Origin of the sequence: Synechococcus sp. W55.1, from assembly GCF_047461655.1 — a bacterium.
In the GTDB taxonomy this organism is placed as follows: Bacteria; Cyanobacteriota; Cyanobacteriia; order Thermostichales; family Thermostichaceae; genus Thermostichus.
Genome location: NZ_JANSHN010000010.1, coordinates 51,661 through 66,328, shown reverse-complemented (window position 1 = coordinate 66,328; position 14,668 = coordinate 51,661). Strand labels below are relative to the sequence as shown.

Annotated in this window: 14 protein-coding genes; 8 read left to right on the top strand and 6 right to left on the bottom strand. The window is 58.6% G+C overall.

The window, feature by feature from the left end:
- On the bottom strand, nucleotides 1-159 hold the full coding sequence (locus NW816_RS06755) for a hypothetical protein (protein ID WP_011434410.1): 159 nt from the start codon (nucleotides 157-159) through the stop codon (nucleotides 1-3).
- Between the two features lie 273 nt (nucleotides 160-432).
- Between NW816_RS06755 and NW816_RS06750 the strand changes: the two genes are divergently transcribed.
- From NW816_RS06750 to NW816_RS06725, 6 genes are all read left to right on the top strand, one after another.
- A complete protein-coding gene (locus NW816_RS06750; protein WP_414408660.1) occupies nucleotides 433-1,212 on the top strand; it encodes a cysteine hydrolase family protein in 780 nt (259 codons plus the stop codon).
- A 45-nt stretch (nucleotides 1,213-1,257) separates the two neighbouring features.
- Nucleotides 1,258-1,722 (top strand): cupin domain-containing protein, encoded by a 465-nt coding sequence (locus NW816_RS06745; RefSeq protein ID WP_011434408.1) that lies wholly within the window; start codon nucleotides 1,258-1,260, stop codon nucleotides 1,720-1,722.
- 249 nt (nucleotides 1,723-1,971) lie between these two features.
- Entirely contained in the window at nucleotides 1,972-3,645 is a 1,674-nt protein-coding gene (locus NW816_RS06740; protein WP_414408659.1) for a CocE/NonD family hydrolase, read from the top strand.
- 98 nt (nucleotides 3,646-3,743) lie between these two features.
- Nucleotides 3,744-4,004 (top strand): DUF6761 family protein, encoded by a 261-nt coding sequence (locus NW816_RS06735; protein ID WP_011434405.1) that lies wholly within the window; start codon nucleotides 3,744-3,746, stop codon nucleotides 4,002-4,004.
- 216 nt (nucleotides 4,005-4,220) lie between these two features.
- Nucleotides 4,221-6,023, top strand: a complete 1,803-nt coding sequence (locus NW816_RS06730) for a glycosyltransferase family 39 protein (protein WP_414408658.1) — start codon at nucleotides 4,221-4,223, stop codon at nucleotides 6,021-6,023.
- A gap of 168 nt (nucleotides 6,024-6,191) precedes the next feature.
- On the top strand, nucleotides 6,192-7,652 hold the full coding sequence (locus NW816_RS06725) for a circularly permuted type 2 ATP-grasp protein (RefSeq protein WP_414408657.1): 1,461 nt from the start codon (nucleotides 6,192-6,194) through the stop codon (nucleotides 7,650-7,652).
- A 21-nt stretch (nucleotides 7,653-7,673) separates the two neighbouring features.
- Here the strand turns inward: NW816_RS06725 and NW816_RS06720 are convergent, their stop codons facing one another.
- The 5 genes from NW816_RS06720 to NW816_RS06700 form a co-directional block, all read right to left on the bottom strand.
- Nucleotides 7,674-8,234: a gamma carbonic anhydrase family protein gene (locus NW816_RS06720; protein ID WP_414408656.1), complete on the bottom strand. Its 561-nt coding sequence runs from the start codon at nucleotides 8,232-8,234 to the stop codon at nucleotides 7,674-7,676.
- Between the two features lie 265 nt (nucleotides 8,235-8,499).
- Complete coding sequence (locus NW816_RS06715; RefSeq protein ID WP_414408655.1) at nucleotides 8,500-9,495, bottom strand: alpha-E domain-containing protein; 996 nt, start codon at nucleotides 9,493-9,495, stop codon at nucleotides 8,500-8,502.
- Nucleotides 9,489-11,348: a hypothetical protein gene (locus NW816_RS06710; protein ID WP_414408680.1), complete on the bottom strand. Its 1,860-nt coding sequence runs from the start codon at nucleotides 11,346-11,348 to the stop codon at nucleotides 9,489-9,491. The genes NW816_RS06715 and NW816_RS06710 overlap by 7 nt, the downstream gene beginning before the upstream one ends.
- A 44-nt stretch (nucleotides 11,349-11,392) precedes the next feature.
- The gene (gene moaC / locus NW816_RS06705; protein ID WP_414355561.1) at nucleotides 11,393-11,944 is read right to left on the bottom strand and encodes a cyclic pyranopterin monophosphate synthase MoaC; all 552 of its coding nucleotides are present in this window, start codon (nucleotides 11,942-11,944) and stop codon (nucleotides 11,393-11,395) included.
- A gap of 92 nt (nucleotides 11,945-12,036) precedes the next feature.
- On the bottom strand, nucleotides 12,037-12,528 hold the full coding sequence (locus NW816_RS06700) for a Tic20 family protein (RefSeq protein WP_414408654.1): 492 nt from the start codon (nucleotides 12,526-12,528) through the stop codon (nucleotides 12,037-12,039).
- A gap of 311 nt (nucleotides 12,529-12,839) precedes the next feature.
- Between NW816_RS06700 and NW816_RS06695 the strand changes: the two genes are divergently transcribed.
- Both NW816_RS06695 and hemH read left to right on the top strand, forming a co-directional pair.
- Entirely contained in the window at nucleotides 12,840-13,307 is a 468-nt protein-coding gene (locus NW816_RS06695; protein WP_414408653.1) for a hypothetical protein, read from the top strand.
- A gap of 267 nt (nucleotides 13,308-13,574) precedes the next feature.
- On the top strand, nucleotides 13,575-14,609 hold the full coding sequence (hemH, locus tag NW816_RS06690; RefSeq protein ID WP_414408652.1) for a ferrochelatase: 1,035 nt from the start codon (nucleotides 13,575-13,577) through the stop codon (nucleotides 14,607-14,609).
- Nucleotides 14,610-14,668: the final 59 nt, after the last annotated feature.

The following is a 14,668-nucleotide window of genomic DNA, read 5'->3' as shown; positions in this document are numbered from 1 at the left end:
TCAGGCATTTGCAGAAAGGGCCACAGGCGTCGCTTCTTCTAGAGGGGCAGGCTGGGCCATATCCTCCGGCAGAAACGAGCGAATGCTCACCACCACCAGGGTAAACAGAAACACCAGCAGGATGAGAGCGGGAAAGATATATTGCCGCAGGATGCTCATGCTTCTACATAATCATTTCAAGTTTCTACAGCATAGCGTGCAGGGAGGGATCCCTGGGCAGCTTTTCGGAAATCTCCTCGGTTTTTCTTCTCCTGATCTCCATCTCAGCCCCTATCGACTGACCCTGGGGGATCCCATGCGTTAATAAGGTGAGAAAGTGTAGCCTATGATTCCAAAGTGAGGTTGGCTGTGCATTAAGGTCGAGCGTAGTTGTGGGTCATCACTCAACTGCCCAACCTGATCCCACTGCTGCGCGACGCGAGCGGAGAATCCATGAGCACTCCCAATCGCCCCTTGAAGACCCTTGGGATCCCTCCCAATGCCTGGGCTGTGAATGCCGAAATGGCCGACCTCACCCGTCCGCCCTTGGATCCCCGGCCCATCCTGCTACCCACCTCCAGCAAAACCCTGCGCTTGGATCTGGCCAAGGCGGCGTTGTTGGTGATCGACATGCAAAACGACTTTTGTCATCCCGACGGTTGGCTGGCCAGCATTGGCGTCGATGTTACACCTGCACGGGCTCCCATCGGCCCTCTAAAAGCCCTGCTGCCCCGCCTGCGACAAGCTCAAGTGCCGATTGTGTGGGTGAACTGGGGCAATCGCCCTGACTTGCTCAACATCAGCGCCGGCTTGCGACATGTGTACAACCCCACCGGAGAGGGAGTAGGGCTGGGGGATCCCTTGCCTAAGAACGGGTCTTTGGTCCTCACGCGGGGCAGTTGGGGCGCTGCTGTGGTGGAGGAGTTGGAAGTCAAACCCGAGGATATCTGGGTGGACAAGTTCCGCATGAGCGGCTTTTGGGATACGCCTCTCGATAGCATTCTCAAAAACCTGGGGCGCACCACCCTCTTCTTTGCCGGTGTGAACATCGACCAGTGCGTCATGACCACCCTGCAAGACGCCAATTTCCTCGGCTACGACTGCATTTTGCTGGAAGACTGCGCCGCCACCACCTCTCCTGAATACTGTTTGCTAGCTACCCTCTACAACGTCAAGCAGTGCTTTGGCTTTGTCGCCTCCTCCTCAGATTTGCTCGCGGCTCTCCCCTGTTAGCACTTGCCCACTATTCACCCCTCATCTCTTGAGCGGAGGATCCGGATGCAAACGCTTTCCCGCTGCGTGATTCCAATTGTTAAAACCCCTGCCGATTATCAGGCTTTTCGCATCAGCCCCCACGATACCAATCGCCTGGCCATCGTGTTCGATCCTTCTCATGCTCAGATTTCTCTAACCTTTTGTGTGGAGATCTTCGATGAGGGAGGCAAAACCCCTCCAAATCGCCATCAAATGGCTGTGGAAATGTTTTTTGTTCTCAAGGGGGAAGGCCTGGCCATTTGCGATGGAAAAGCGGCCCCCATCAAAACTGGAGATAGCATTCTGGTACCGCCGACCGGTGTACATGAAATCCACAATACCGGCCCAGGCCGCCTCTACGCCCTCTGCTTCATGGTGCCCAACGAAGATTTTGCCGAGCTCATCCGCTCCGGCACTCCTGCGGACTTGGATGAGGAGGATTTGCAGGTGCTGTCGGGGGGCTGGAGAAGGGCATTTGCTGAGGCTTAGGCCTCAATGGCTCTGGGAGCTGTAGAGGTTGGAAGTCAGGGGTACTCCGACAAATCTTTTCCCAGGGTCTCTGTTTCCATAAATCCATAAAAGCCATAAAAGAGGGGTCTGGAGGGGGCTGCGTTTGCGCCAGCAGGCCGGAGATCAAGGGCAATACCAGGGAAGGGGCTCAAACTCTGGTGGGAGTTTCTCCCTCTCATAAGGGCTTCTGTTTTATCTTAGGAAGAATCCACCCAGGGATCCCTTAGGTTGTCCTTGGTTGGTATCCCTTTGGCAAGATCCGCTAGCCCAACCCAGGCCATGTTGCCCGTTCGCCCCCGCGAAACTGTTTCCATGTTCACCCGCGACGGGATCCAACTGGACGCGGATGTCTATCGCCCGCAAGGGGAGGGGAGCTACCCGGTTTTGCTGATGCGGCAGCCCTATGGGCGGGCCATTGCCTCGACGGTGGTGTATGCCCATCCCAGGTGGTATGCGGCCCAGGGGTACATTGTGGTCATCCAGGATGTGCGCGGACGGGGAACTTCCAAGGGATCCTTCTACCCTTTCCGCCATGAGGTGGAAGACGGGTTTGACGCCGTCAATTGGGCGGCTGCCTTGCCGGGGAGCAACGGCGTAGTGGGCATGTACGGCTTCTCTTATCAGGGCATGACCCAGCTGTATGCGGCTTCTACCCGTCCCAGCGCCTTGAAGGCCATCTGCCCGGCGATGCTGCCTTACGATCTCTATGCCGATGCCGCTTACCCAGGGGGGGCCTTTGCCTTCTACAACAACCTCAGTTGGGCCTTGCAACTGGAGACCGAAGGGGCGCGTCTCAGGGGGGATGCCAATGCCTACCAAGCGCTTTTGAAAGCTGCCCGCAATCTCCCCCTCTACGACCCTATCCCCCTCAAGCCGGGGGTGTTGCAGCAGTATGCCCCCCAATCCTATTACTTCGACTGGCTGGAGCACAGCGAGCCGGATGAATACTGGCGCAAGCTCTCTCCCCGTCTAGAGGTGGTGGATCTGCCGATGCTACACATTGCCGGCTGGTTTGACAGCTACCTGAGTGGTAGCCTGCGCCTCTACAAGGAAATGAGCGCCCGCAGCCAGAACCCTCAATACCTGATCATCGGCCCTTGGATCCATCTCCCTTGGGGGCGCAAAGTGGGGGCGTTGGACTTTGGCCCAGAGGCTGTCAGCCCCATCGATCGCCTGCAGGTGCGCTGGTTTGACCAGTTCCTCAAAGGCAAAGATACAGGGATCCTCCAGGAGCCGCCGGTACGCCTGTTCGAGATGGGATCCAACCGCTGGCGCGGCTTTGATGCTTGGCCTACCCCTGAGCCAAAAGCTTTTTACCTACACAGCACCGGCTTGGCTGCCCTTTCAGAAGCAGAGGGATCCCTTCGCCCTGAACCCTCGCCGACGCAACAATCGGATACCTTTGTTCACGATCCCTGGCGACCGGTGCCAGCCCTGGGAGGCCACCTGGCTCATCCTGCCGGGCCACAGGAGCGCTCTGCCCTCGACTGCCGCGCCGATGTTCTCACCTATACCACTCCGCCGCTGCAAGCCGAGCTGGTTCTGGTCGGGGACATTGCTGTGGAGGTGTACGCGGAGGCCGACAGCCCCAGTTTCGATCTTTGCGCTGTGCTCTCGGTGGTAAGGCCCGATGGGCAGGTGTATAACTTTTCCCAAGGCTATTGTCGCCTACGGGATCCCCAGCCCAGTACCCCCATTCTGATTCCCTGTCAGCCCACCTGTATTCGCATTCCTTGCGGTCATGCTCTGCGCCTCAGCCTTAGCGCGGCTTGTTTTCCGGCCTATCCTGTCAACACAGGCACGGGAATGCGGGAAGAGCGGCTGATTGAGGCCCGCATTCTCACCATCACTCTCCGCAGCGGTGGCGAGACGCCTTCGCGGCTGCACCTGCCCATGGCTTGAAGCCAAGAAGAGACCAAGCTTCGGGATCCCGTTCGCAATCCCCGCTTACAAAGAGACACCAAACGTTAGGATAGAAACAGGCAGGGCAAGGGAACACCATGTTGCAAGACCCAAAGTTGATCCGGCACTATCAGGCTTTGACCGATGCTCTGGTGGATACCTGGCAGCGGGGCTACCGGCGCACTGATGAGCTACGTCTGCTGGTGGATGGCTACCTGCTGGCCTTGCGAACTGGCAAACAATTGGAGCCCTTCGAGATCTATCGCATTGAGGACGAGGTCAACCGCTTCCTCTACGATCCGTCCAACTTCATAGATCCGGAATTGGAGCCAGAGGCGGAGCCGATGCGGGGTTATTGATTTTGTGAATCCCTGTTGGCGATCCCTAGAACAGGTGGGGCAAAGTTTTGATTCCAACCTTTTCTGATCTCCCCTCGCCCCTTGGGAGAAAGACTAGGGGGGAGGGCGCTGACTGAGTTCTGGTTTTGTCGAGCATCTTGCGCCTGGTAGGCTGAGAGGGATCGATTCGTTCCTGATTCCAGTCGTATCGGTTCTATGGCGGTTTGGGATAGGGTGATGACCTCCCGGCATCTGCCCCTGCTGGGATCCGGCTTGGGCTTGGGGGTAGCCCTGATCCTCTGGTACGGGGTGTTTGGCTACCACGTGCTGCAGATTGGCCTCTGGCTGCTGAGCATCCTGCTGGTGGGGTTGTATTGGGCGCAGTTTTCCCCGGCTCAACCCCCTTGGGATCCGACGCGGCTGCGCTGGCAACAGGAGCTGTTGCACCTGGGGCTGTTGGTGTTGGTCTTTGCCCCGATCTACCTCTACGACCTGCCCAACATCCCTTTTCAGATCAATACTGACGAGATTGTGATCACCTCCATGGCCCGTCGCGCCTCAGGGGTGCGCTATCCCGATATCTTTGGGCTGATGCCGGAGTATTTCTATTTCCCCCGCTTCATGTTCAGCCTCTTCGGCGGCCTGACGCGGCTGATGGGGGGGGTCACGCTGGTGAATGTGCGCACTGTGCATGCCGCCTTCGGGGTGATCACCATTTTGGTGGCCTATGGGTTCTTTCGCGCTTTTTGGGGATCCCGGCTGGCTTTGGCGGGGGCGGCCCTCTTGGGATCCAACCACGCCTTGCTGGGCATCAGCCGCATGGCCATGCGGGAAAACCTGATTGTGCTGGTGGAGTGTGCGGCCCTGGCCTTGCTCCTCAAGGGCGTGCGGGAAAAAAATCCCCTGTTGCTCTATCTGGGGGGAGGAGCGGCGGCTTTCTCCCTCTACGGCTATTTGCCGGGGCGGGTGGTGATCCTGCTGGGGTTGCTGTTTGGAGTTCTGTACCTGCTCCTGGGCCGGGAGGATCTCCGAGGAGAAAACAAGCAAGCTAATCCCCTCTGGGTCCTGGCCAAGCTGACAGTGCCGGCGGCGTTGGGTTTTTTTCTGGTGGCTGGGCCCATTCTGGTGGCTACGGTCACAGCACCCGCGGTGAGCGCGGAGTACTCTCGCCAACAATTTCTCTTTTTCCCGGAGGGGCGGGCCCTACAGCAGATGTGGGTGAATGCGGCTACCCCGGAGGAGGCGGTCTGGCGCAACATCTTCAACGGCCTGAGTATGTTCAACGACCCCGGCCAGCACGACCGCGGCTACATCTATCCCAACTACGGCCATGCTTTTGTGGATCCCTTGACGGGGGCTTTGATCTGGCTGGGGCTGGGATCCGGCCTCTACCGCCTTTTCAAGAAGCGCAGCCAGCCCCACGACTGGCTCTGTATCGGCAGCTTCCTATTTCTCTACCTGCTGTTTAGCTTGGCCATCACCAAAGCCCCCAACTACACCCGCCTGCTGGTGATCCTGCCCTTTGTAGCCTATCTAACCTTGGAAGGGATCCAAGTGCTGGCAGGTCTCCTGGAACGCTGGGGATCCCGGGCCGGGAGTTGGCTGCCGGCGGCGGCGATGGCGGGGGCAATCCTGCTGATTGGGGGGTGGAACCTGGCCATTTTTGGAGACTTTGTCCACAAAGGCTGGACGCAGGGCAACGATGTGGGGGCCACCGGGCGCTATGTGGCAGCTCGCCAAATGGATCCCGACTACCGCTTCTATCTGGCGGCTAGCACTGCCTACCCCTATTTCAGCTGGGGAGAGCCTATCTACTGGCAAAGTTGGATTCAATTTTTTGCTGGGCCGGAGCAGGAGGTGAAGGTTTTTTCCCCAGAGACGTTGCCCGGCCAAGACCTAGAACCGCCGTTTACCCTGTTCACGAATGAGGCAGTATGGGATCAGCAGGGGGCAGAGCTGCAACGGCGCTTTCCCAAGGGGCAGTTGCATCGGATCCCTGCCGAGCGGGGGCTATGGGCCTTTGAGGTGGCGGATCCCTAGAGCTCCCCCCCTGGTTTGGCCAACCCACTGTTCGCGGGACGGAGTCCTTTCGCGTCAGCGGGACGGAGTCCTTTCTTTTTACCAGGCTAAAAGTAGCTGAAAGCACACTATGCAGATCCAGAGCCGCCAACAGTAGAAGAAGATGATAGCGTTCCAGGGATCCCAGACGTGCGTTTTGATGCCTACGACCCGGGCGAGGGGTTTTACGACGAGCTGTTTTTGGGGCGTAACCAGCCCCGTCCTGAGGCGATCCCGCTGATTGAGCGCATTCATTCTCTGGAAGAAGGGGAACTGCAGCAGCGGCAAGCGGCGGCGCAGGCGGCCCTCTTTCAAATGGGGGTGACCTTCAACGTCTATGGCGATAGCCAGGGCACGGAGCGAATTTTCCCCTTTGACATCATTCCCCGCATCGTCTCGGCTTCCGAGTGGCAGCGGCTGGAGAAGGGCCTTAAGCAGCGCATCCACGCCCTCAACCTGTTCATCGACGATGTCTATCACGACCAGAAGATCCTTAAGGATGGGGTGATCCCTGCCGAGCTGATCGAAACGGCCAAGGGATTTCTGCGGCCCTGTGTGGGGCTCAACCCGCCGGGGAGAATTTGGTGCCACGTCACCGGCACCGACCTGGTGCGGGATCGGGACGGGACTTGGTACGTGTTGGAAGATAACCTGCGCTGTCCGTCGGGAATCTCTTATGTGCTGGAAAATCGGCGGGTGATGAAAAGCACCTTTCCCTCCCTGTTCAACACCATGGGGATCCGCCCGGTGGACGACTACCCTAGCCATTTGTTGGATACTCTGCTCTACCTGGCGCCGCCGCAACTGGCCAATCCAACGGTGGTGGTGCTCACCCCCGGCATCTACAACTCCGCCTACTTCGAGCATTCTTTCCTCGCCCAGCAGATGGGGGTGGAGCTGGTGGAAGGACGGGATCTGGTGGTGGCAGATGGCTATTTGCAAATGCGCACCACCAAGGGGCTGCAGCGGGTGGATGTGATCTACCGCCGCATCGACGATGACTTCATCGATCCCCTTGCTTTTCGCCCTGATTCCCTCTTGGGGGTACCCGGCCTGTTTGAGGTCTACCGGTCGGGGCGGCTGGCGATCGCCAACGCTTTGGGAACGGGGGTGGCGGACGACAAGGTGATCTACGCCTATGTGCCGCAGATGATCCGCTACTACCTGGGAGAAGAGGCCATTTTGCCCAACGTGCCCACCTACCTCTGCTGGGATCCTAAGGATCAGGCGTACGTACTGGAAAACCTCGACAAGCTGGTGGTGAAGGCAGCCAACGAGTCGGGTGGCTACGGCATGTTGATGGGATCCCAGGCTACACCGGCAGAGCGGTCTGCTTTTGCTGAGAAAATCCGCGCCCAGCCGCGCAACTACATCGCCCAACCCACCCTGTGCCTTTCTCGCGTGCCCACCTTGGTGGATCGGGGAGAAGGCCCCCGTCTAGAACCCTGTCATGTGGACTTGCGGCCCTATATCCTCTACGGCAAAGAGATCTACGTTCACCCAGGGGGGCTGACCCGCGTCGCCCTCAAGAAGGGATCCCTGGTGGTGAACTCCTCCCAGGGGGGCGGCAGCAAAGATACCTGGGTGCTCTGCGCGGATCCCGGCTGTTGAGAGACGGCTTGCAAAATAGGTTCAGAGCCGCTCGCCCGAACATCTGCTCCACTGACCAAGGCAGCTGGCATGCTGAAGCGCCAAATCCACGTAGTGCTGGGCGTGAAGGCGCAGTTGCTTGACCTCTTCCTCGGTGAGGGTGCGGATAACCTTAGCCGGGATCCCCGCCGCCAAAGAGTGGGGTGGCACAGACCGGGTGACCACTGCTCCAGCTCCCACCATGCTGCCTGCCCCGATGGTGACCCCGCTCAAGAGAACGGCCCCAATCCCGATCAGACATCCCCCCTCGATGTGGGCACTGTGGATGACCGCTCGATGGCCTACGGTCACTTCCTCGCCAACCAGGGTCGGCTGTCCGGGATCCCCGTGCAGGATGGCTCCATCTTGGATATTGCTGCGGCGGCCAATGACAATGGGCGAGAGATCCCCCCGCAGGATAGCCCCGTACCAGATGCTCACCGCTTCCGCAAGTTGGACATCGCCGATCAGTGTGGCATTGGCGGCAATAAAGGCTGCCTGGTCGATCCCTCTCGGCTGCTGCTCTAACCCCACTTTCCAAACGCCCTTGGCAACGGCTTCCATTTCCCCAATCCTACTGCTACCGGGGGTGCGGCAATTCCAGACCTGCCCCAGCGCTCCGCGCCGCCTCCAGTCCCAGAAAAAGAGAGGAGCCAGGGATCCAGAAAATCAACCCGTCCCTTTGCTCCTGTTTCACCATTGTCAATCCATTGCACAATAGCAATGAGATATAAGCAACACATTTGGCTCATTGTCGATAGCTGTGGAAGCGTTCGTTAGATTAATTTCTAACTCTTGTAGGAGAGGGGCTAGGGGTGAGGGATTTTAGCTAAGCCTGCCGTTGCAGCAGGGGAGAGGATTCAGACGGTTGCAAGGGGCGAATGGCAAAGAAAGTTTCGTAGATGCAATCGCCAACGTGGTTCATTTGTAGCTGCAATTTGTCGAGAAACTCATGTAAGCCCTGCTCCATAATGTCGTCGATGGTTAGGTAGTCCAGCTCAGAACGCAGGCGGCCCAAAGCTCGCTCGCTGGGATCCCGCCAGGTATCGGCTGGGGTGCCGGTGATTTGGTGCAGGGATCGATCCGCATGAATAAGACAAAACTGAATGGAGCGGGGAAATTGCCGATCCAAAATCAGGAAAGAGGCCACCTCTCTGGGATTGATGCGGTGCTGGCGGCTGTATTTCCGGTACATTTCATAAGCACTGGCCGACTTCAGCAAAGCAATCCACTGCAACTCATCCAAAGCCGTGCCCACGTACTGCAGAGAGGGCAGCAAGATAAAATACTTAACGTCCAAAATGCGCGCCGTTTTGTCTGCCCGCTCCAAAAGACGGCCAATCTGGCCAAAGTGCCAACCTTCCCCGTGGGTCATGGTGGCATCCATCACCCCGGCGAATAGGTGACTGGCCAGCTTCACTTCCGTGAAAAAATCATGGAGCTGACTCAGGTGGGGGCCTTGCTGAGCCGCTTCTTTGACCATCAAATAAAAGCGGTTGACCCGCTCCCACATTTCTGAAGAAATGACCTCCCGCACAGAGCGGGCATTTTCCCGCGCCAGCCGCAAACAGGAAAGGATGGAGTTGGGGTAATCCCTATCAAAAGCCAGGAACTGGATGACTGTTTCTTGAGTTGCCTGGCCATAGCGTTGGTAAAACAGCTCCTGATCCCCAGTGGTGTAGACAATGGGATCCCACTGCTGAGCGGTGCCGCTGGGCGAGTCGAGAATCAGGTTTAGGTTGACATCGATAAAGCGGGCGATGTTCTCGGCGCGCTCCACGTAGCGGTTGAGCCAGTAGATGGAATCGGCCACGCGACTCAGCATGCTGTTGCCTCCTCTGGAGTGTCTTGTCTCTGTGCTCCGTTCAAACCCAGCAGGCGGAGCAGCCGCCGCACCTTCACCAGCAGCACCCCCGTTAGGCCAGTCAGGATCCATCCTATCCAGTCGGCTGGGGTGCCCAGATAGCGCACCTCCACGCGATGATCCCCCGGTGGGATCCGCACCTGCAACAGTCCCACTCCGCTGTGCTCAGCAGACGTGAGGCGACCATCCACCTGTACCCGCCAAGCGGGGTAGTAAAACGTGCGCAGGACTACCCATTGATCCTGAGCAGTGGGGTTAACGGCCCGAAAACGACGGTAGCCATAGCGCCACTGCTCCACTTCCAACAGTGGCTCCAGATCGCTTTGTTCTCGTCCAAAGTTCACCATGTCGCCTTGCCACCGCAGCAGCGGATCCACCTCTGGGGGCGGCATGGGCAGGGTTGCTTGGCGAGGCCGGTATTCCAGCACATCCACCAGCGCCAGCCCATCGGGAAAGATCCAGTGCCAGTGAAGAAAAGCGATGCCCGGTCGCTGCTGGGGCTCATTGGGAAATGGCTTGGCTGCAGACAGCTCTTGAAAAGTTTGGATGGTCTGGGGGTCAAACCTGGCTCTGGACAAGACCTGCCAGCCCTGCCAGCTTTGTATCCCCATGGCCAGACCTATCCCCACAATCAAGAGGATCCTCAAGCCCTTTTGTCCCCACCCCCAGGCGGCCAGGGATCCCAACAGCCAGGGCACGGTTACCGCCGTCACCGCCATCCAGCGCCAAGAAAACTGAATGCGCCGCAGGGGCAAAATCCACTCGTAGAGCCAACCCAGCAGATCCGTCATCATCAGCAAGGCCACCAAGCTGGCCCCCAAGCTGTAGAGCAGGATCGCTTTGGCCAGGGGAGCATGGGATCCCAAGGCATCAAAGGACTCCGTCTCGTTAGCGCGAACGGAATGGATCGGGGTCATCCCCCTTGTCCTGCGGGCCAGCCATTCCCAGAAAACCAGGATCCCAGCACCCAAGACAACGGCTACCATCCAGAGCCAGTACCCTACCAGGCCGCTTTCAAACCAGTGCTGCGTCAGTTGTGGCTGGAGCCGGGTTAGCCCACTCAGCATCAGGCGATGTTGGGGCATGTACTCTTCGACAAAATTCACCAACTCCACCTGGATGAGGCGCTGATCCCAAAAGGCTGGCAGCAGATAAAACGCCGTCCACCCCAGCCCCAGCCCAAACCCCAAGTAGCAGCGCCCCACCCTGGGCCAGAGGGGATCCCAGCGGCCCAGCACCCAAGGCAGAGGCAGCCAAGTTAGCGTAAAGACCAGCAAAGTGGGCAAGTGAGATAGGGCCAACAGGCCGTAGCTAATGGCTAAGGCCACAATCGGCCAAAGGGACTGGGGCCGGCAGATCACCTGGACTGAGGCCCAGAAAATCCAGGGAGAGACAGCAATGGCCCACACTTCCCCCATTGCCCCCCGTTGGTAAATATCCACCAGCCAATAGGGGCCGGCCATACCCGCCAGAGCCAAAACCAGGGCCAGAGCCCAGGGGATGAGTTGCCGGAGAAGGGCATACAGCCCTGTCCCGAAGACCGCCATTGCCAAGCCCATGCTGGCCACCAAAGAGGTGGGCATGTCCAGCCCCAGCAGGCGAAACGGCAGAGGGGCCACCATGCACAGAGGGGGATAAAAAGCAAAGGTGGGATTGCCGTAGCCGAAGTTGGAATACTCTAGCCAGCGGGGGTAGAACTGCCCGCTGAAAAACTGTCGCTGATACTGAAAGGCCCAACTGAGGTTGAAGTGGGTGGAATGAGTGATGGGATATCCCTGGTGCAGCATGGGCCAGAGCAGCACCACGACTCCCACCAGCAACCCTATCCCAACACCCCTCTCCGGTTGGCACAACGCTTTTAGCATTTCTCGGCGTTGTCCCCATCCTCTACCTCGAAGGGCCCAGACTTCCCCCCATACTTGCGCAACAGCCGGATGTTTTCGATCACCATCGTCTTTTCCAGGGCCTTGGCCATGTCGTACAGGGTGAGGGCGGCCACGGAAACAGCCGTCAGAGCCTCCATCTCCACCCCTGTTTGGGCGTTGGTTTTTACTGTAGCGGTGATCAGAAAGCCGGGCAGATGGGGATCCGGATCCAGATCCACAGTGACGCTGCTCAAGGGGAGAGGATGACACAGCGGGATCAGATCGGCGGTGCGCTTAGCAGCCATGATCCCGGCCAGCCGGGCTGTTTCCACCACATTCCCTTTGGGCCCTTGACCGGCCAAGATGGTCTGCAAAGTCGTTTCTGACATGCGTACCTGTCCTTGGGCAGTGGCCAAGCGGGCAACCATGGGCTTGTGTCCCACTTCCACCATTTGTGCTCGGCCAGAGGCGTCCAGGTGGGTGAGGGCTTGCCCAACAAAGGACTCTGTCCTGCTGGCGCGACTAGAACTCGAATCCGATGGCACCCCGGCCTCCCACAATCCTTGAGAGCTGAAGAGTTGGCTTAGGCTCCGATGAGGTCGGCAAATCGGCAACCAGACCCGCAGGGACTTGACAACTAGTAGCGAATCCAGGCATAGGCGGCATCAGAGAGCACCGGCACCTCGGCATAGTGGCCGCGAATATTTTGCACCCAGGCGTAGACGGTGATGGCAATCACCCCCAAGAGAGCCGTGGTGGCCAAAATGCTGACCATCGCTGCCAGGCCAAGGTTGCTGAAGAGTATGCCAAACGCCTGCATCAGCACCTGCACCAAGAACAAGGCAATGTTGAGCAAGAGCGCCTGGATGGTGTTGAAGCGAACAAAATGGGCTACGCGGGTGTTGCGGATCACCAGGAACAGGAGAGCCAAAAACACCCCCATTCCCAGCCAGCCCGTGGCCAGGGGCACCAGACGAAACAGAGGCGCAAAAATGGGGATCAGCCCTGGCAGAGATTGAAACAACCCAGAGGGCAAAAAGCCCAAGGGCAGAGCCGATACCAAAGGCAGAAGGTAGGGAAGGGAACCCCACAGCCGATTGATGGGAGTGATGTCGCCGCGCCAGGTCATAATCCGTCGATCCCTATTAGGTGCAGTGGTCATTGAAGTGAAGTTTGCTTGTCGGTGCGCTTCCAGGATCCCCACCAGCTAAAGATTCAGAGAGAGAAAGCAACACCCAAGCCTTGGGCCTATTGTAGTCGATGGATTTGGGTGGCTCAACGCGCTTGGCCGCAAGCCGGCTTCTGCTTTCCAGTGAGCAGAAAAACTCGAGGCCAAAAGGTTCAGGGTGAGCGCTCCGATGAATCCAGGCTGATATAATCAACGGCAAATTCTGGCTGCATACCGGTTTTTCAGGTTCTCTACATTTTTCAGCTTCCACCATGAAGATTTCATCGTCTCCCGCTGCTCGCATCGTCGGAGCTTTTGTCTGGCAAGTTTGGTCTGGGCTCATTGGTTTTCTCAACGACCGTTTGTTGCCGGAGCGCTATCACATTCGGCCTGAAGCTTTGCCGGAGTGGATTACTCAGGTGTGGGCTGGCTATCTGCGCTATCGGGAAGCCTCTCGTCCGGGGGCGATCCAGTTTCGCGGCTTGACGGTGGATCCCAGCCGAGATCTGCGCTCAGCTCACCTCGGATCCCGTCCGCTCCGCTACCGCGGCTGCCCTGTGGAGACGGTTGCCCGCTCTGGGGATCCTTCTCCTACCGCCCAACCCATCCCTGAAAAGGCTTTTGTGCCCCCCTACTGGAGACTTCTTAATGCGCTGCGCTTGAAGTTGAGCCTGGCCGATATTGATCGCTACCCCGTCACTCCGGCCCTGCAGCGGGTTTACCGCGGTCAAGAGTTCTGACAGCGCTCTGCTCCTTAGCGGCAATGGGGTGTTGATGCCGGGGATCTCCTTGTGGGTGGGGATCCCTTTTTGGACTTTGTTCGCGACAGCGGGACGGAGTCTCCGGATTGGACTTGTAGGTTTGGGTGCGGGTGGTTTCTCCTGAGGGGAAAGCTGAGAAAGACTGCAAAAAAACTTAAGGTCACTTTCCCGCTGGGGGATAAGAGCCCCTACAGTGGATAAAGAAGAACATGGTGCTCCGCACCGCCAACGCGAATGAGCTTTGTTATGTCCAAAAGCGGCGTGCTCCTGCTGAACTTGGGGGGGCCAGAGACCCAGGCTGATGTGCAGCCCTTTCTTTACAATCTGTTCGCCGATCCTGAGCTGATCCGCCTGCCATTTCCCTTCTTGCAGCGGGCCTTTGCCTGGGCCATCTCCATGCTGCGGGCCGAGAAATCCCGTCGCAACTATGCGGCCATTGGGGGGGGATCCCCCTTGCGGCGCATTACTGCTGAGCAAGCGCGAGAACTGCAGGCCCACCTGGTGGCTGAGGGCTATGACGTGCCGGTGTATGTTGCCATGCGCTACTGGCATCCGTTGATCGAGTCGGTGGTGCAGCAGATCAAGTCGGATGGGATCACCCGCTTGGTGGTGCTGCCGCTTTACCCGCAGTATTCCATCAGCACGACGGGATCCAGCTTTAAGCTGCTGGATCGGCTCTGGGCTGAGGATCCGGAGCTGGCCCACATCGAGCGCTGCCAGATCTGCTCTTGGTACGATCAGCCCCAGTATGTGCAGGCGATGGCCAGAGGGATTCGGGAACAGTTGGATGGGTTTGCCGCTCCCGAGGGGGTGCATGTGCTGTTCAGCGCCCATGGCATTCCCGAAAGCTATGTCACCGAGGCCGGGGATCCCTACCAACAGGAAATGGAAGCCTGCGTGCGGCTGATCTGGCAGCAGGTGGGACGCCCCAATGACCACACCCTCTCCTATCAAAGCCGGGTGGGTTCGGTGCGGTGGCTCCAGCCTTACACCGAACGGGTCATCCCGGAGTTGGGATCCCGAGGTGTGAAGCAGTTGCTGGTGGTGCCGATTAGCTTTGTGTCGGAGCACATCGAGACCCTGCAGGAGATCGACATCGAGTATCGGGAGCTGGCCCATCGAGCTGGGATTGCCGATTTTCGCCGTGTGCCCGCCTTAAATACCGACCCTCTGTTCATTGCCGGCTTGGCGGCGCTGGTGCGGCCTCATCTGCTCACTCCGGGCTTGGCAGCTCCTGCCTTTGTCCCTGCTGCTGTGGGCGGCTCGCTGCTGGAGCGGTAGGGAAAAACTCCGGGCATTTTATGAACGCTGACGCGACCAGACGAGGGCGCTGCCTGCAC